The following is a 16,072-nucleotide window of genomic DNA, read 5'->3' as shown; positions in this document are numbered from 1 at the left end:
CGGCCCGTCCGGCCTTCATGCAGACCCCCCGATCCGCGCCGCGAGGCGGTGAAGACGGCCGCTTCCGCCCCCCTCGCGGGCGTTTACCACTCTCCGGCCCGGTTTCAACCCCGTCAACGGCGCGGGCCGGCCCGTCCGGGGCCGTTCGTCACAAGGCCCGACTTTCGGACAAGGGGCCGGGCCTGAAATAGTTCCCGACGATGTTCGCCATCCCTAGACTCCCTGTGACGGGGGTAATTCGGGGGACTACTCAGTGGGGCATGGAGTGCCGGAACTCGTACTGGAATTGAACGGACGTACCTGGAACCTGGATCCGTCCAGGTCCTACACCCTGGGCCGCGATCCGCAGGGGGACGTCGTCCTCGACGACGCCAGGGTCTCGTGGCGGCACGCCACGGTGAGCTTCGACGGCCGGGGCTGGGTCCTGGAGGACCACGGCAGCACCAACGGCACCTTCGTCCGGGGGCAGCGGGTCCAGCGGGTGGAGGTCGGGCCCGGCTCGGCGGTCCACCTCGGCAACGCGACCGACGGACCGCGCGTCGACCTGTCCGCCGCACCGGCCGCGGTCGCCCCGCAGCAGCCGTACGCGGCGCAGGGCGCGAACGCCGGCTGGGCGCAGCAGGCGGCCCCGCCGCAGCAGGCCCCGCAGGCCCACCCGGCCCCGCAGCAGCCGCAGGCCGCCTGGCCGCCGCCGCAGCCGCACGGGGCCCAGGCCCCGCAGAGCGGCCCGGCCGTACCGCCCCAGCAGGGCCCCGGCGTCGGCGCGGGGGCGCCGCCGGTCCACGGCGACCGCAGCCCGACCACGTTCCACCAGTTCTCCCTGGGCCGCGTGATGCGCATCGGCCGCGCCCTGGAGAACGACCTGGTCGTCTCCGACCTCCAGGTCTCCCGCAACCACGCCGAGTTCCACGCGACGCCCGACGGCCGCATGGAGATCCGCGACCTCGGCTCGCACAACGGCACGTACGTCAACGGCCAGCCGATCGCCAAGGGCGGCTCCCAGCTCCTGGGCCCCACCGACATCGTGGGCGTCGGCCACTCCACGTTCCGGATCGTCGGCGACCGGCTGGAGGAGTTCGTCGACACCGGCGAGGTGTCCTTCTCCGCCCGCCACCTGACGGTCACGGTCGACGGCGGCAAGCAGATCCTGAAGGACGTCTCCTTCGGCGTCCCGGAGAAGTCGCTGATCGCGGTCATCGGACCGTCCGGCTCCGGCAAGTCCACCCTGCTCAAGGCGCTCACCGGCTACCGGCCCGCCAACCAGGGCGACGTCCTGTACGACAACCGCAACCTCTACAAGCAGTTCGCCGAACTGCGCCAGCGCATCGGTCTGGTCCCGCAGGACGACATCCTGCACAAGGAACTGACCGTCAAGAAGGCCCTCAAGTACGCGGCCAAGCTGCGCTTCCCCGCCGACACCACGGGCGCCGAGCGCGACGCGCGCATCGACGAGGTGCTGCGCGAACTCAAGCTGGACATCCACAAGGAGAAGAAGGTCACCTCCCTCTCCGGCGGCCAGCGCAAGCGCGTCTCGGTGGCCCTGGAGCTGCTGACCAAGCCGTCGCTGATCTTCCTGGACGAGCCGACCTCGGGCCTCGACCCGGGCATGGACCGCGACGTGATGCAGCTGCTGCGCGGCCTCGCCGACGACGGCCGCACGGTCCTGGTCGTCACGCACTCGGTGGCCGAACTGGCGATCTGCGACAAGCTGCTGGTGATGGCGCCCGGCGGCGCCGTGGCCTACTTCGGCCCGCCCGAGGAGGCGCTGAACTTCTTCGGCTACGACACCTGGGCCGACGTCTTCTCCGCCTTCGAGAACTACCGCGACTACGACTGGGCGGGCCGCTGGAAGGGCTCGCAGCACTACCAGATGTACGCCGCCGACATCGACGCCGTCGCGCCGCAGTCCGTACAGATGCCGCCCATGCAGGCCATGAGACCGCCCAAGCCGCAGGGCTGGATGTCGCAGTTCGTCACGCTGGTGCGGCGCTACGCCTCGGTGATCGCCTCCGACAAGGGCTTCCTGGCGCTGTCGGTGATCCTGCCGGTCGTCCTCGGCTCGGTCAGCCTGCTGATCGACTCCGGCAACAGCCTGCTGCCGAACCCGGTCAACCCGAAGTCGGGCCGGATCATCCCCAACGGCACGGCCACCACCGTCCTGCTGATCCTCGCGGTCGGCGCCTGCTTCGCGGGCGCGGCCAACTCCGTCCGCGAACTGATCAAGGAACGGGTCATCTACGAGCGGGAGCGCGCCACCGGCCTGTCCCGCTCGGCGTACCTGATGTCCAAGGTGTTCGTGCTGGGCCTGGTCACCCTGTTCCAGGGGCTGCTGGTCGGCGTGATCGGCTTCTCCAGCCGGGAGATCCCGGAGGAGGGCCTGATCCTCAAGAGCGCGCCGCTGGTCGAGCTGTGCCTGCCGATCATGGCGCTGGGCTTCACGTCGATGATGTTCGGCCTGATCATCTCCTCGCTGGTGAAGACCGCCGAGAAGACGATGCCGCTGCTGGTCATGTTCGCGATCATCCAGGTCGTCTTCACCGGCTGCCTGTTCGCGCTGAGCGGCTCGATCGGCGTCAACCAGTTCTCGTACCTGATGCCGTCGCGGTGGGCGGTCGGCGCGGCCGGTGCCACGCTCGACTTCAACCGGATCAGCCCGCCGCAGGACGGCGGCGACAACGACCCGCTGTGGGAGCACACCGTCGGCGCCTGGACCATGGACATGCTCGCGCTGATCGTCCTCGGGGTGATCTGCGGCATCTTCGTGGCCCGCTTCCTGCGCCGCCACGAGCCCGAGGTCATGCGGAAGTGACCGGGGCGCGCGGAGCCCGTTCCGCGCCCGCGCACGCCGGAGGGCGGCACCCCGCGCAGGGGGCGCCGCCCTTCGGCGTACGGGCGGGGGGCCGGTCAGGGGCGTCCCCCCGCCCGTACGCGCTGCCGACGTACGTCGGTCGGTGGGTGCTGTCGGCGTGGGTCAGTACGCGCTGTTGACGTTGTCGATTGTGCCGTAGCGGTCCGCCGCGTAGTTGGCGGCGGCGGTGATGTTGGCGATCGGGTCGTAGATGTTCCAGGAGGTGCCCGGCACGTGGTACGCCTTGAAGGTCGGCGGGATCACCTGGAGCAGGCCCTTGGACGGGATGCCGTTGATGGCGTTGATGTCCCAGTCGTTGATGGCCTGCGGGTTGCCCGAGGACTCGCGCATGATGTTCTTGTGCAGCCCGTGGTAGGAGCCCGGGATGCCCTTCTTCTTCATGATCGACAGGGACTCGCGGATCCAGCCGTCGAGGGTGTTCGGGTACTGCTTGACGACCACGCGCTTGGGCGCGGCGCGCTTCGCGGACCGGCTGGCCTTCGCCTTCGCGTCGGCCTTGCGCTCGGCGGCGGCCTTCCTGGCGGCAGCGGCGGCGGCCGCCTTCTTCTTCTTGGCGGCGGCGATGGCCGCCTTCTTCTTGGCCGCGGTGTCGGCCGCGGCCTTCTTCTTGGCCTCGATCGCCTGGATCTTCAGGTTGTCGGCGGCCTGCTGGTCGGTCACCCCGGCCTTGACGTCCCGCACGGGCTCGGAGCTGTAGGCCACCTTGGCTGCCACGGGGGCGTCGGCGGTGGTCGTGGTCTGCGCGTCGGCCGGCACCACGGAGAAGGCGACAGCGGCGGCACCGAGCGTGGCGACGCCGGCAAGCGCGATCTTGTGAGTGTTCTTGGGCATGGCGGTTGGACCTCTTCGAATAGCGCGGAGGTCGCTCTCTTCGTCCGACGGCGGACCGGGTGCTTGAGGCACGAACGCCGCGGGCAACAACCCGCGGCGCTGAGCGACGAGAGCCATTGTTAGCGGCCGCAAAATCCGGAGGCAAAGGTGTGACGTACGATCCCCGGTAGTGGAGCCGACAAGGGCAAAACGGGACAGACTGGAACGTCTGCCCCGCTCACGCCCGCCCCTTTTCTCTCCTATCGCCCTTCGTACGTGATGTGCACCCTATGTGCGGGCTCACATGGCGGCCCCTCAGATCTCACCGCACGTTGCGTCAGCAACGCTCTGTGTGAGGGTTCTCCTCCGGGAGGAGGAGGTGCAGGTCCCCGAACTCGTGCCACAGGTACCGCCCGCGCACCGCCGCCTCGTACCCACGGTCCACGGCCGCCCGCCCGGCCACCGCCTCCAGCATCAGCAGATGCGAGGCCTCCGGCTCGTGCAGCCCCGTCAGCAGCCCCTCCACCACCCGCACCCCCCGCTCGGGCGTCACCACCAGGTCCGTCCACCCCGCCCGCGCCCGCACCACCCCGTCCGTGCCCGCCGCCGACTCCACCGCCCGCACCGCCGTCGTCCCCACCGCGATCACCCGGCCGTCCCACGCCCGCACCGCGTTGATCAGCCGCGCCGACGCCTCCGGCACCGCGAACCGCTCCGGGTACGGCGGCTCGTGCGCCTCCGCCGACGACACCCCCGTGTGCAGCGACACCGGTGCGAACCGCACCCCCCGGCTCACCAGCTCCGCCACCAGCCGCCCCGTGAACGGCCGCGCCGCGCTCGGCATCTCCGCGCTGCCCGAACCGTCCGGAGACGGCACCGCGAACACCGTCTGGTACGCCGACAGCGGCTCGTCCCGCTCCGTATAGGCGTACCGGATGGGCCGCCCGTGCGCCCGCAGCAGCTCCGCCACCTCCCCGCCCGACACCCGCGCCCACCACAGCCGCCCCCCGGCCACCGGGCCGTGGCCGCCGACCGGCTCCTCCAGCACCAGCCCCGCACCCCCGGCCAGCCCCACCCGCGTCCCCTGCGGACCGCCCGCACGCGCGCGTGTGGTGCCCCGCCCGTCCGGGTCCCGCAGCTCCACCGCCCACCGCCCGTCGTCCCCCCGCGTGGAGAAGTGCACCACCACGCGCGCGTGCCCGGCCGTCCCGTCCACCGCGGCCGCCAGCGTCGGCGAGGTGTTCACCACCAGCAGGTCCCCGGCCCGCAGCAGCCCCGGCAGCTCCCCGAACCCGTGATGCGCCACCCGTTCCCCGCGCGACACCAGCAGCCGTACGGAGTCCCGCCCGCGCCCCGGCCCCCGCCGCTCCGCCGGGACCCGCGCCGACAGCTCCTCCGGCACCCGCAGCGCCGCCCGCGTCACCGGGCCCCCTCCAGCAGCGCCGGAGCCGCGTACCGCCCGCTCACGGGCCGCTCGTCCAGCAGCCGCAGGAACGCGGGCACCACGCTCCCCGGCTCCGGCCGCGGCCCGTCGTCGTCCGGTACGGCCGCCGCGTACAGGTCCGTCGCCATGTCCCCCGGATCGACCGCCCACACCCGCAGCCCCGGCTCCTCCACCGCGAGCACCGCCGCCAGCTGGTCCAGCGCCGCCTTCGAGGCGCCGTAACCGCCCCAGGTCCCGTACGCCTCCGCCGCCGCGTCCGAACTCACCGTGACCACCGCCGCCCCCGGCCGCGCCCGCAGCAGCGGCAGCGCCTCCCGGACCAGGCCCAGCGCCGCCACCACGTTCACCTCCAGCGCCCGCCGCAGCCCCGCGAGCGGCAGCTCCGCCAGCTCCACCAGCGGCTCGGCGCCCAGCGCGCTCGCGTTGTGCACCAGCAGATCGCAGCCGCCGAGCCGCCACGCCTCCGCCACCAGCGCCGACCGGTGCCCGGCGTCCGTGACGTCCCCCGCCAGCGCCCGCACCCGCGTCCCGTGCCGCCCGGCCTCCGCCGCCGCCCGCGCCAGCACCTCCGCCGACCTGGCGTCCAGCACCAGATCCCAGCCCCGCCCGGCCAACGCCCCGGCGAGCGCCCGCCCCAGCCCCTTCGAGGCCCCCGTGATGATCGCGACCGGCATGACTACCGTCCCCTCGTCCGACCCCGCCGAGCGGCGGTGGTCCGGGGCCCACGCTAGGAACCGGCCCGCCCCGCCCGCCTCGGCCGCCGGACCGTACGCACCGGGGCCCTTCGGCGTACGCCCGGCCACCGGGACCTCCGCCCTAGGCCCCGGTCCTAGGCCTTCGGACCCGGGCCGGTGGGCCACACGCCCGATCCCCGCCGCCGGGTCCGCCGGTACCGTGAGGCCATGAGTCACGGCCCCCGGTCCGGCCTCGCCGCGGTGAGCGCCGCGCTGCTGGCCATGAGCAGACACCTGGAGGTGCGCGACGTCCTCAAGACGATCGTCGCCTCCGCCCGCGAACTGCTCGACGCCCAGTACGCCGCCCTCGGCGTCCCCGACGACCACGGCGGCTTCGCCCAGTTCGTCGTCGACGGCGTCAGCGACGCCCAGTGGAAGGCCATCGGCCCCCTGCCCCGCCAGCACGGCATCCTCGCCGCGATGCTCCACGAGGCCCGCCCCGAGCGCCTCGCCGACGTCCGCCGCGACCCCCGCTTCGAGGGCTGGCCGTCCGCCCACCCCGACATGTCCGACTTCCTCGGCCTGCCCATCCGCGACGGCGACGAGGTCCTCGGCGCGCTCTTCCTCGCCAACAAGAACTGCCCCAAGCCGGTCGGCGGCTGCGGCTTCACCCAGGACGACGAGGAACTCCTCGGCATCCTCGCCCAGCACGCCGCGATCGCCCTCACCAACGCCCGCCTCTACGAGCGCAGCCGCGAACTCACCATCGCCGAGGAACGTTCCCGCCTCGCCCACGAACTCCACGACGCCGTCAGCCAGAAACTGTTCTCCCTGCGCCTGACCGCCCAGGCCGCCGCCACCCTCGTCGACCGCGACCCCGCCCGCGCCAAGGGCGAACTCCACCAGGTCGCCGTCCTCGCCGCCGAGGCCGCCGACGAACTGCGCGCCGCCGTCGTCGAACTGCGCCCCGCCGCCCTCGACGAGGACGGCCTCGTCGCCACCCTGCGCACCCAGATCCAGGTCCTCGACCGCGCCCACACCGCGCGCGTCACCTTCACCGGCCACGGCGTACGCGCGCTGCCCGCCGCCCAGGAGGAGGCCTTCCTGCGCGTCGCCCAGGAGGCCCTGCACAACGCCCTGCGCCACTCCGGCGCGGCACACGTGGACGTCACCCTGCGCAAGCACGGCCCCCGCACCGTCCTGCGCGTCACCGACGACGGCACCGGCTTCGACCCGCGCACGGTCCGCCGGGCCGGACGCCACCTCGGCCTGGTGTCCATGCGCGACCGGGCGAGCGGCGTCGGCGGCCGGCTGACGGTGGAATCGGCGCCCGGCAAGGGCACCACGATCGAGATGGAGGCCCCCGGTGGCTGACCCCGCCGACCCGATCCGGGTCCTGATCGTCGACGACCACCAGGTCGTCCGCCGCGGCCTGCGCACCTTCCTGGAGGTGCAGGACGACATCGAGGTCGTCGGCGAGGCCGCCGACGGCGCCGAGGGCGTCGCCCGCGCCGAGGAACTGCGCCCCGACGTCGTCCTGATGGACGTCAAGATGCCCGGCACGGACGGCGTGGACGCCCTGCGCAGACTCCGCGAACTCGACAACCCCGCGCGCGTGCTCGTCGTCACCAGCTTCACCGAGCAGCGCACCGTGGTCCCCGCCCTGCGCGCGGGCGCCGCCGGATACGTCTACAAGGACGTCGACCCCGACGCGCTCGCCGGAGCCATCCGCTCGGTGCACGCCGGGCACATCCTGCTCCAGCCCGAGGTCGCGGGCGCCCTGCTCTCCCAGGAGGGTCCCCACGCCGGCCAGGGCAGGGGAGGCACCCTCACCGAACGGGAGCGCGAGGTGCTGGGCCTGATCGCCGACGGCCGCTCCAACCGCGAGATCGCCCGCGCCCTCGTCCTCTCCGAGAAGACCGTGAAGACCCACGTCTCGAACATCCTGATGAAACTCGACCTCGCCGACCGCACCCAGGCCGCGCTCTGGGCCGTACGCCACGGTGTGACCGGCTGACCCGCACGCCGGCGCGACGGCCTGACCGGCGGATTCACGCCCCGGCGCACCGCGGGGCGCACACGCGGGCGCACATACGGAGGCGTCTCCTCCGGTCCGAGATTCATACCGTCGTGGGAATGTCCCCCGAATGGCGCATCCTCCCGGAGGCCCGCGCGTTCTCCAGTGCGTGCCACGGCGCCTGCCGCGGCGATCACTAGGAGGACTCAGAAGTGAAGAACCTGAAGCGCGCCGCGGCCGTGACGATGGTGGCCGGTGGCATCGTGGCCGCCGGTGCCGGCATGGCCTCCGCCCACGGCGGCGCGGTGGCCGGCGGCGAGGCGCACCACTCGCCGGGCGTCGTCTCGGGCAACGTCATCCAGGCGCCCGTGCACGTGCCGGTCAACGTCAGCGGCAACACGATCAACGTCATCGGCCTGCTGAACCCGGCCTTCGGCAACCTCGCCGTCAACCACTGACGCCCCCGGAGCCGACCGGTCCCCACCGGTCTGCTTTTCGCCCCAATGATCCGAACGGGCAGTTTCCGCACCCCACCCCGTGCCACCCGCGCCCCCCGCGCGTTGGGCAGCGCACGACCCGCGGCCGGGTCGCCCACGCAATCGCAGGAGGAACGCTTCTCATGAACATCGCCAAGAAGGCCGCCGTGGCCCTCACCGTCGCCGGTATCGCCGCCGGTGCCTCCGCCGGTGCCGCTGTCGCCGACTCGGGCGCCGAGGGTGCGGCCGTGAAGTCGCCGGGTGTCGCCTCGGGCAACGTCGCCCAGGTCCCCGTCCACGTCCCGGTGAACGTCGTCGGCAACAGCGTCAACGTCATCGGCCTGCTCAACCCGGCCTTCGGCAACGCGGGCGCCAACGGCTGAATCACCCCCTGAAAGGCCCCTGTCCCCCCGGACAGGGGCCTTTCCGCGTCCCTGGGGGACCCGCCGCTCGACCTACGGCCGGCGGCCGTGCCTGACCTGCGGCCGCACCCCCACCCAGCGCGCGGCCACGCGCCTCCCCGCCCCGCCCAGCCTGCGGCCACACGCCTCCGCCCGTCCCGCCCAGCCTGCGCACACACCCGCACCGCCCGCCCGGCCTGCGGGCACACGCCTCCGCCCGTCCCGCCCAGCCTGCGCACACACCCGCACCGCCCGCCCACCCTGCGGCCGCACCCCCGCCCAGCTTGCGGCCGTATCCCCCCACCCAGCCCTCCGCCGCGCGTCTCCCCACCCCGCCCTGCCTGCGGCCACCCGCCCCCCCGCTCAAGCTGCGGGCAGTCGTGCCGCTGGGGCGGCACGGGTGGGCGCAGGCCCGCACCCCGCACGCCGGGCCACCCTCCCCACCCCCGAGCCCCGACCCACGGTCACCTCTCAACCAGCCCCCACCGCACCCACCCCCCACCAGGAACCCCGTTCACCCCTCAACAGACCCCCACGGCACCCACCCCATCCCACCCCACGAACCCCGTTCACCCCTCACCCCCGCTCAAGCCCCCTCTCCCTCTCCTCCACATACGCGTTGTACGCAGCCACCTGCGCCCGCCGAGCCACCCGCTCCACCGGCCGCAACGCGGCCCCCCGCCCCGCGATCTCGGACGCACTCACCGCACCCCCGGGCCCCGCCCCCCGCTCCACCGCCAGCGACACCAGCAACCCCACCCGCTGCGCCAGCTCCAGCACCCGCACCGCCCGCGGCGGATACCCCGGCGCCAGCACCTCCCGCCCCCGCTCCGCCCGCGCGCGATACGCGTCGATCGCCGCCTCCGCCGCCGGTCCCGACCCGGCGACGTCCAGCCGCGACAGCACCGACGTCGCCTCGCGCAGCGCCTCCGCGAGTTCCCGCTCCGCCTCCCCGAGGGACGGCACGTCCGCCGGGGGAGCCTCCCGCACGGGCAGGCAGTGCCAGACCACCTCGACGTGCACGTCCCCGGCCGGACCGGCCTCGGTCACCTCGGGCACCAGCCCCAGCGCGACCCCGTGACCGATCACGGCCTCCTCCGCCTCCAGCGCCCGCGCGTTGAACTCGGGCGGCCCGCTCAGCCCCAGCGGATGCCCCGGCGCGGGCAGCGCCACCCGCAGCCCGGTCACCCCGAGCGCCCGCAGCCTCCCGAGCGCGAGCGTCAGACCGACGGGCGCCGTCTCGCCCGGCAGCCCTTCCACCCGGTGGACGGCGTCCTCACCGACGACGGCGAGAACGGCGTCATCCGGCGAGACAAATCCGGCCAACAGGGCATTTCCCCAAGCGGCGAGGCGACCAGAGCGCGGTTCCGTGAGCATGCCCCCAGCCTAAGGACCGGACCGAGGGGACAGGGGCCCCGGCCGGTGGCGTAGATTTTCCCGGAGGGCCGCGCCCACCCGCGCGCGGTCGTCCGTGCCACAGGCGCCCGCGACAACCGAGACCGGCCACACTGCAAGGGGAGACAACGCGCTCATGAGCGATGTTCTGGAGCTTCAGGACGTATCGGTGGTCCGTGAGGGCCGGGCTCTGGTGGACCAGGTCGACTGGTCGGTCAAGGAGGGCGAGCGCTGGGTCATCCTCGGCCCCAACGGAGCGGGCAAGACGACCCTGCTGAACCTCGCGAGCAGCTACCTCTACCCCACCAAGGGCAGCGCCACCATCCTCGGCGAGACTCTCGGCGCCCCCGGCACCGACGTCTTCGAACTGCGCCCCCGCATCGGCGTGGCCGGCATCGCCATGGCCGACAAGCTCCCCAAGCGCCAGACCGTCCTGCAGACCGTCCTGACCGCCGCGTACGGCATGACCGCGGGCTGGCAGGAGGACTACGAGGAGATCGACGAGCAGCGCGCCCGCGCCTTCCTCGACCGCCTCGGCATGACCGAGTTCCTCGACCGGAGGTTCGGCACCCTCTCCGAGGGCGAGCGCAAGCGCACCCTCATCGCCCGCGCCCTGATGACCGACCCCGAGCTGCTGCTCCTGGACGAGCCCGCCGCGGGCCTCGACCTCGGTGGCCGCGAGGACCTCGTCCGCCGCCTCGGCCGCCTCGCGCGCGACCCGATCGCCCCCTCCATGATCATGGTCACCCACCATGTCGAGGAGATCGCCCCCGGCTTCACCCACGTCCTCATGATCCGCCAGGGCAAGGTCCTCGCCGCGGGCCCGGTCGAACTCGAACTCACCTCCCGCAACCTCTCCCGCTGCTTCGGCCTCCCCCTCGTCGTCGAGCAGGTCGGTGACCGCTGGACCGCCCAGGGCCTCCCCCTCTCCTGACCCCGGCTCCCCGCGCGCCCGACGGCCCCCGCGCCGACCGCAGTTGGAACCGTGGCCGGAACCGACCGCCCCCCTTCGCGCCCTGTCCGGAGCACCACCCGCGGATCTACCATGAACGTGTGAACGACATTGACGCGTGGGTGTGGTGGCTCGTCGGCGCGGTCGCGCTCGGAATCCCGCTCGTGGTGACCGCCATGCCCGAGTTCGGCATGTTCGCGGTCGGCGCGGTGGCGGCCGCGATCACCGCGAGCCTCGGCTTCGACGTCGTGGCCCAGGTCCTCGTCTTCGTCGTCGTCTCCGTCGCGCTCATCGCCGTCGTACGGCCCATCGCCGCCCGGCACAACGCGCAACGGCCCCGCTTCGCCTCCGGAGTGGACGCGTTGAAGGGCAGACAGGCCGTCGTCCTCGAACGCGTCGACGGCTCCGGCGGACGGATCAAGCTCGCCGGGGAGGTCTGGTCCGCCCGCGCGCTCGACGGCGACCGCGCCTACGAAGTGGGACAGGAGGTCGACGTCGTGGAGATCGAGGGCGCCACCGCGATCGTCATCTGACCTCGCCCAACTCCCGCACCACACAAGTCGACCGAACATCGCACGAGCCGCGCGACGGTCTGTCAGACTCGACCAGCAAGATCTTCAACAGCCCATAGGATCTTCCGAAAGCGCCGAGGCGGAGAAGGGTACGGGGAGCACGATGGAACCGGTCATCATCGTCTTGATCATCCTGGTGGTGTTGGTCTTCATCGCCCTGATCAAGACGATCCAGGTCATCCCACAGGCGAGCGCCGCCATCGTGGAGCGGTTCGGCCGCTACACACGCACGCTCAACGCGGGCCTCAACATCGTCGTCCCGTTCATAGACACCATCCGCAACCGCATCGACCTCCGCGAACAGGTCGTCCCGTTCCCGCCGCAGCCGGTGATCACCCAGGACAACCTGGTCGTCAACATCGACACCGTCATCTACTACCAGGTGACCGACGCGCGCGCCGCGACCTACGAGGTCGCCAGCTACATCCAGGCCATCGAGCAGCTCACCGTCACCACCCTCCGCAACATCATCGGCGGCATGGACCTGGAACGGACCCTGACCTCCCGCGAGGAGATCAACGCGGCCCTGCGCGGCGTCCTCGACGAGGCCACCGGCAAGTGGGGCATCCGCGTCAACCGCGTCGAGCTGAAGGCGATCGAACCGCCGACCTCCATCCAGGACTCGATGGAGAAGCAGATGCGCGCCGACCGTGACAAGCGCGCCGCGATCCTCACCGCCGAGGGCACCCGGCAGGCCGCGATCCTCACCGCCGAGGGTGAGAAGCAGTCCCAGATCCTGCGCGCCGAGGGTGAGGCGAAGGCGGCCGCGCTGCGCGCCGAGGGTGAGGCCCAGGCCGTGCGTACGGTCTTCGAGGCCATCCACGCGGGCGACCCGGACCAGAAGCTGCTGTCCTACCAGTACCTCCAGATGCTTCCGAAGATCGCCGAGGGCGACGCCAACAAGCTCTGGATCGTGCCCAGCGAGATCGGCGACGCCCTCAAGGGCCTCTCCGGCGCCATGGGCAACTTCGGCGGCCTGGGCGGTGGTTCCAACGGCGGCGGCAGCTCCGACCGCCCGACGGAACGCCGCGAGAAGCCGTCGATCGACTGACGCCCCCTCCCCGCAACGCCACAGTTCCCCGCACCCCACCGAACGCAAGGGGCGCGGGGAACTGCGCAAACGGCCTTTCACGATCCGCTGAGCACCCCGCGGCGCCGAGGACCTACGCCGCCTCCCCGGTCAGCCACTCCGGCAGCGCCGCCAGATCCTCCTGCCCCAGCGCCAGCAGCATCGCGTCCTGCGGAGTCGGCTCGAACGGCAGCCGCAGCAACGGCATCCCCGCCTGCTCCGGAGTCCGGTCCGCCTTGCGGTGATTGTCCTCCGCGCACGACGCCACCGTGTTCAGCCAGGAGTCCCGCCCGCCCTGCGCCCGCGGCACCACGTGGTCCACGGTCGTCGCCCGCCGCCCGCAGTACGCGCACCGGTGCCGGTCCCTGACCAGCACACCCCGCCGCGACCACGGCGCTTGTCTTCGGAACGGCACCCGTACGTACCGGCACAGCCGGATCACCCGGGGCGCCGGAATGTCCACGGCGGCTCCGCGCATCCGCAGTTCGGGGTGGGCCTGCTCGACGACGGCCTTGTCCTGAAGCACCAGAACGACGGCTCGGTTCAACGTCACCGTCGACAGCGGCTCGAAGCTCGCGTTCAGCACCAGCGTGTCCCGCATACCAGCCCACCTCCCGTGCACCGGCCCACCCCGTGGCGGGCTGGGACCAACTCTGGCCGGGCACGCCGAGATGGACAACGCAATATCTGCTGCTCCACGGGGGGTGACCCCCGCGACCCCCGGCAACAAAAATGCCCGCCCCTGATCACTTCCAAGACCAGAGGCGGGCAAACGTTGAATGAACGATGAGCTGTCCGGAAAACCGCCGGGAACAGCGCCCGGCGGGCTCCTCAGCGCACCGCGCCGCTACGCGGGATTCTCGAACTCACCGATCAGCTGGGCCCGCGCGAGCGCGTGGAACCGCAGGTTGAAGCCGACCACGGCGGGCGACGCGTCGGCGTCCGGACCGAGCTTCTCCTGGTCCACCGCGTACACGGTGAACACGTACCGGTGCGGGCCGTCGCCGGGCGGCGGGGCGGCCCCGCCGAAGTCCCGCGTGCCGTAGTCGTTGCGCGCGTGGACCGCGCCCTCCGGCAGGCCCTCGAACTTCCCGCCGCCCGCGCCCGCGGGCAGCTCCGTCACGGAGGCCGGGATGTCGAACAGCACCCAGTGCCAGAACCCGCTGCCCGTGGGCGCGTCCGGGTCGTAGCAGGTCACCGCGAAGCTCTTCGTCCCGGCAGGAAAACCCTCCCACCGCAGCTGCGGAGAGGTGTTCCCCTCCGCCTGGACCTGGTCGCCCTTGAGCGTGCCGCCCGCCACGACGTCGTCACTCGTCACCGTGAACGACGGCACGGGCGGGTGGAAGTCGTGGGGGAGCGGCCGCCGCTTGAGCTCGGTCACCTCGGTACCTCCCGATCGATTACGGAGTCAGTGGTTCCGAGCCTAGGCCTTTCTTCCGGACCCGGTCGCCCGCGTGGCGTCGCTCAGAACCAGTTGCGCCTGCTGCCGACCTCGGACAGCCACTGGTTGAGGTACGCCGCCCAGTCGGTGCCGTGGTGGTCGTTGAGGCCGACCTGGAAGGAGCGGAAGGTGTCGCTGCCCTCGCTGAACAGGCCGGGCTTCTTGTCCATCTCCAGGACGACGTCCATCGTGTGCGCGTCGGCGACGAAGCTCAGCTCGACCTGGTTCAGCCCGCGGTACTGCTGCGGTGGGTAGAACTCGATCTCCTGGTAGAACGGCAGCGTCTGCCGGGTGCCCCGGATGACACCGCGCTCCAGGTCGGCGCTCTTGAAGCGGAAGCCGAGCTGGAGGAACGCGTCCAGGATGGCCTTCTGCGCCGGCAGCGGGTGCACGTTCACCGGGTCGAGGTCACCGGAGTCGACCGCGCGCGCGATCTCCAGCTCGGTGGTGACGCCGACGTTCATCCCGCGCAGCGCCTGCCCGTCGATCATGGTGACGGGCGTCTCCCACGGGATCTCCAGCCCGAACTGCACCGCGTGCACGGCCTTGGCCTGGAGCTCGAAGGCACCGCCCAGCCGCTGCTTGGTGAAGACGATGTCCTGCTTGTACTCCTGGTCCCCGCTCTCGACCTCGACCTTGGCCTGGAGCCCGACCGACAGCCCCTCGATCTGCTGGTTGACGGACCCGCCCTGAATCCGCACCTCGCCCTGGACCACGCCGCCCGGGACGACGTTGACCTCCGTCAGCACCGTCTCGACCGAAGCCCCACCGGCCCCGAGACTCGCGAGCAGCTTCTTGAACGCCATGACTCTCCCTCTACCTCTACGACCCAGTACGACGGGATACCTGATCCCAATAAACGCAATCCGGCCGCGGCCGGTTCCGGGTCCCACCCTGGCAAGCCGCCTGCCCGCTGACCACCCCGGCACACGAACCGACTGCACTACGCTCGGAGCGCATGATCGCGACCCCCGACCGTACGCCCCTGCCCAGGGGTTTCTTCGACCGGCCCGTCCTGGAGGTCGCCCCCGACCTCCTCGGCCGCCTCGTCGTCCGCACCACCCCCGAGGGCCCGATCACCCTCCGCCTCACCGAGGTCGAGGCCTACGACGGCCCCAACGACCCCGGCTCCCACGCCTACCGCGGCCGCACCCCCCGCAACGCGGTGATGTTCGGCCCGCCCGGACATGTGTACGTCTACTTCACCTACGGCATGTGGCACTGCATGAACCTGGTGTGCGGTCCCGAGGGCGAGGCGAGCGGAGTGCTGCTGCGGGCCGGGGAGATCGTGGACGGCGTGGAACTGGCCCGCGTCCGCCGTCTCTCGGCCCGCACGGACCGGGAACTGGCCAGGGGACCGGCGCGACTTGCCACGGCGCTCGGTGTCGACCGGTCCCTCGACGGCACCGACGCCTGCACCCCCGACGACACCCCGCTGCGCGTCCTCACCGGTACGCCGACCCGCCCCGACCAGGTCAGCAACGGCCCCCGCACCGGGGTCTCCGGCGACGGCGGCGACGCGGAGGCCCACCCGTGGCGCTACTGGCTCACCGGCGACCCGACGGTGAGCCCCTACCGGGCCCATGTCCCGAAGCGCCGCCGAAGTTGACTCCCCTTGACGGGGCGCGTAACGTAGCCCGAGCCGCTTGAACCGGTTACGGCATTCGCCAGCAGCCGAGAGCGGCCAACCCACTACCTACGACGCCCCTGGCGGGGCCGCATTCGGCATGCCTGCGTGCCCGAATTCGAACTCCGCGGAACTCGATTATGAGTTGGCGAGGGGATCGGCTAACGTAGTGAATGTCGAAAGGCCGACAGGCGAAAGCCGAAAGCCCAAGACAATTCCCGCCGACAGGGAATCGGATCGGAAAAGGATCTGATAGAGTCGGAAACGCAAGACCGAAGGGAAAATGCCCGGAGGAAAGCCTGAGCCGGTTGGCTGGGGTGAGTAC

At 72.1% G+C, this 16,072-nt stretch carries 16 protein-coding genes; 9 read left to right on the top strand and 7 right to left on the bottom strand.

What is annotated here, in order from left to right:
- Positions 1-253: 253 nt before the first annotated feature.
- Positions 254-2,809, top strand: coding sequence for an FHA domain-containing protein (locus ACIQPQ_RS28925; RefSeq protein ID WP_401309374.1), 2,556 nt, complete (start codon positions 254-256; stop codon positions 2,807-2,809).
- A gap of 162 nt (positions 2,810-2,971) precedes the next feature.
- On the opposite strand, the gene ACIQPQ_RS28920 is transcribed toward ACIQPQ_RS28925, so the two are convergent.
- The 3 genes from ACIQPQ_RS28920 to ACIQPQ_RS28910 form a co-directional block, all read right to left on the bottom strand.
- Positions 2,972-3,700, bottom strand: a complete 729-nt coding sequence (locus tag ACIQPQ_RS28920; protein ID WP_401309372.1) for a transglycosylase SLT domain-containing protein — start codon at positions 3,698-3,700, stop codon at positions 2,972-2,974.
- 316 nt (positions 3,701-4,016) lie between these two features.
- Complete coding sequence (locus ACIQPQ_RS28915) at positions 4,017-5,102, bottom strand: S-adenosylmethionine:tRNA ribosyltransferase-isomerase (RefSeq protein WP_401309369.1); 1,086 nt, start codon at positions 5,100-5,102, stop codon at positions 4,017-4,019.
- Positions 5,099-5,797: an SDR family NAD(P)-dependent oxidoreductase gene (locus ACIQPQ_RS28910; RefSeq protein WP_401309366.1), complete on the bottom strand. Its 699-nt coding sequence runs from the start codon at positions 5,795-5,797 to the stop codon at positions 5,099-5,101. Before ACIQPQ_RS28910 ends, ACIQPQ_RS28915 begins: the two co-directional genes overlap by 4 nt.
- A 228-nt stretch (positions 5,798-6,025) precedes the next feature.
- Between ACIQPQ_RS28910 and ACIQPQ_RS28905 the strand changes: the two genes are divergently transcribed.
- The 4 genes from ACIQPQ_RS28905 to ACIQPQ_RS28890 all read left to right on the top strand — a co-directional run bounded on the left by ACIQPQ_RS28905 (position 6,026) and on the right by ACIQPQ_RS28890 (position 8,673).
- Positions 6,026-7,171, top strand: coding sequence for a GAF domain-containing sensor histidine kinase (locus ACIQPQ_RS28905; RefSeq protein ID WP_401309363.1), 1,146 nt, complete (start codon positions 6,026-6,028; stop codon positions 7,169-7,171).
- Entirely contained in the window at positions 7,164-7,814 is a 651-nt protein-coding gene (locus ACIQPQ_RS28900) for a response regulator (RefSeq protein ID WP_401309360.1), read from the top strand. Before ACIQPQ_RS28905 ends, ACIQPQ_RS28900 begins: the two co-directional genes overlap by 8 nt.
- Positions 7,815-8,026: 212 nt before the next feature.
- Positions 8,027-8,272, top strand: a complete 246-nt coding sequence (locus tag ACIQPQ_RS28895; RefSeq protein ID WP_383780732.1) for a chaplin — start codon at positions 8,027-8,029, stop codon at positions 8,270-8,272.
- Between the two features lie 161 nt (positions 8,273-8,433).
- Complete coding sequence (locus ACIQPQ_RS28890) at positions 8,434-8,673, top strand: chaplin family protein (protein ID WP_383780729.1); 240 nt, start codon at positions 8,434-8,436, stop codon at positions 8,671-8,673.
- A 594-nt stretch (positions 8,674-9,267) separates the two neighbouring features.
- Here the strand turns inward: ACIQPQ_RS28890 and ACIQPQ_RS28885 are convergent.
- Positions 9,268-10,068 (bottom strand): hypothetical protein, encoded by an 801-nt coding sequence (locus tag ACIQPQ_RS28885; protein ID WP_401309356.1) that lies wholly within the window; start codon positions 10,066-10,068, stop codon positions 9,268-9,270.
- 154 nt (positions 10,069-10,222) lie between these two features.
- Here ACIQPQ_RS28885 and ACIQPQ_RS28880 point away from each other — a divergent pair, with 154 nt between their 5' ends.
- The 3 genes from ACIQPQ_RS28880 to ACIQPQ_RS28870 all read left to right on the top strand — a co-directional run bounded on the left by ACIQPQ_RS28880 (position 10,223) and on the right by ACIQPQ_RS28870 (position 12,661).
- Positions 10,223-11,020 (top strand): ABC transporter ATP-binding protein, encoded by a 798-nt coding sequence (locus ACIQPQ_RS28880; protein ID WP_383780724.1) that lies wholly within the window; start codon positions 10,223-10,225, stop codon positions 11,018-11,020.
- Between the two features lie 119 nt (positions 11,021-11,139).
- The gene (locus tag ACIQPQ_RS28875) at positions 11,140-11,571 is read left to right on the top strand and encodes an NfeD family protein (RefSeq protein ID WP_401309352.1); all 432 of its coding nucleotides are present in this window, start codon (positions 11,140-11,142) and stop codon (positions 11,569-11,571) included.
- A gap of 142 nt (positions 11,572-11,713) precedes the next feature.
- Positions 11,714-12,661: an SPFH domain-containing protein gene (locus tag ACIQPQ_RS28870; protein WP_401309350.1), complete on the top strand. Its 948-nt coding sequence runs from the start codon at positions 11,714-11,716 to the stop codon at positions 12,659-12,661.
- A 112-nt stretch (positions 12,662-12,773) separates the two neighbouring features.
- Here the strand turns inward: ACIQPQ_RS28870 and ACIQPQ_RS28865 are convergent, their stop codons facing one another.
- The 3 genes from ACIQPQ_RS28865 to ACIQPQ_RS28855 all read right to left on the bottom strand — a co-directional run bounded on the left by ACIQPQ_RS28865 (position 12,774) and on the right by ACIQPQ_RS28855 (position 14,926).
- Positions 12,774-13,280, bottom strand: coding sequence for an HNH endonuclease (locus ACIQPQ_RS28865; RefSeq protein WP_383780717.1), 507 nt, complete (start codon positions 13,278-13,280; stop codon positions 12,774-12,776).
- A gap of 246 nt (positions 13,281-13,526) precedes the next feature.
- Complete coding sequence (locus tag ACIQPQ_RS28860) at positions 13,527-14,060, bottom strand: YbhB/YbcL family Raf kinase inhibitor-like protein (protein ID WP_401309347.1); 534 nt, start codon at positions 14,058-14,060, stop codon at positions 13,527-13,529.
- Between the two features lie 83 nt (positions 14,061-14,143).
- On the bottom strand, positions 14,144-14,926 hold the full coding sequence (locus ACIQPQ_RS28855) for a sporulation protein (RefSeq protein ID WP_401309344.1): 783 nt from the start codon (positions 14,924-14,926) through the stop codon (positions 14,144-14,146).
- Between the two features lie 152 nt (positions 14,927-15,078).
- Between ACIQPQ_RS28855 and ACIQPQ_RS28850 the strand changes: the two genes are divergently transcribed.
- Positions 15,079-15,729, top strand: a complete 651-nt coding sequence (locus ACIQPQ_RS28850) for a DNA-3-methyladenine glycosylase (RefSeq protein WP_383780710.1) — start codon at positions 15,079-15,081, stop codon at positions 15,727-15,729.
- Positions 15,730-16,072 lie beyond the last annotated feature (343 nt).

The sequence above is a fragment of the Streptomyces sp. NPDC091281 genome (genome assembly GCF_044757425.1).
Taxonomy (GTDB): domain Bacteria; phylum Actinomycetota; class Actinomycetes; order Streptomycetales; family Streptomycetaceae; genus Streptomyces.
Note: the sequence above shows the minus strand (reverse complement) of the source record. Positions and strands in the feature narration are given on the sequence as shown.

Bases quoted from the DNA above. Each gene is read 5' to 3' on its own strand.
- ACIQPQ_RS28920 (WP_401309372.1), bottom strand. From the start codon at position 3,700: ATGCCCAAGAACACTCACAAGATCGCGCTTGCCGGCGTCGCCACGCTC.
- ACIQPQ_RS28910 (WP_401309366.1), bottom strand. From the start codon at position 5,797: ATGCCGGTCGCGATCATCACGGGGGCCTCGAAGGGGCTGGGGCGGGCG.
- ACIQPQ_RS28905 (WP_401309363.1), top strand. From the start codon at position 6,026: ATGAGTCACGGCCCCCGGTCCGGCCTCGCCGCGGTGAGCGCCGCGCTG.
- ACIQPQ_RS28890 (WP_383780729.1), top strand. From the start codon at position 8,434: ATGAACATCGCCAAGAAGGCCGCCGTGGCCCTCACCGTCGCCGGTATC.
- ACIQPQ_RS28885 (WP_401309356.1), bottom strand. From the start codon at position 10,068: ATGCTCACGGAACCGCGCTCTGGTCGCCTCGCCGCTTGGGGAAATGCC.
- ACIQPQ_RS28880 (WP_383780724.1), top strand. From the start codon at position 10,223: ATGAGCGATGTTCTGGAGCTTCAGGACGTATCGGTGGTCCGTGAGGGC.
- ACIQPQ_RS28870 (WP_401309350.1), top strand. From the start codon at position 11,714: ATGGAACCGGTCATCATCGTCTTGATCATCCTGGTGGTGTTGGTCTTC.
- ACIQPQ_RS28865 (WP_383780717.1), bottom strand. From the start codon at position 13,280: ATGCGGGACACGCTGGTGCTGAACGCGAGCTTCGAGCCGCTGTCGACG.
- ACIQPQ_RS28855 (WP_401309344.1), bottom strand. From the start codon at position 14,926: ATGGCGTTCAAGAAGCTGCTCGCGAGTCTCGGGGCCGGTGGGGCTTCG.
- ACIQPQ_RS28850 (WP_383780710.1), top strand. From the start codon at position 15,079: ATGATCGCGACCCCCGACCGTACGCCCCTGCCCAGGGGTTTCTTCGAC.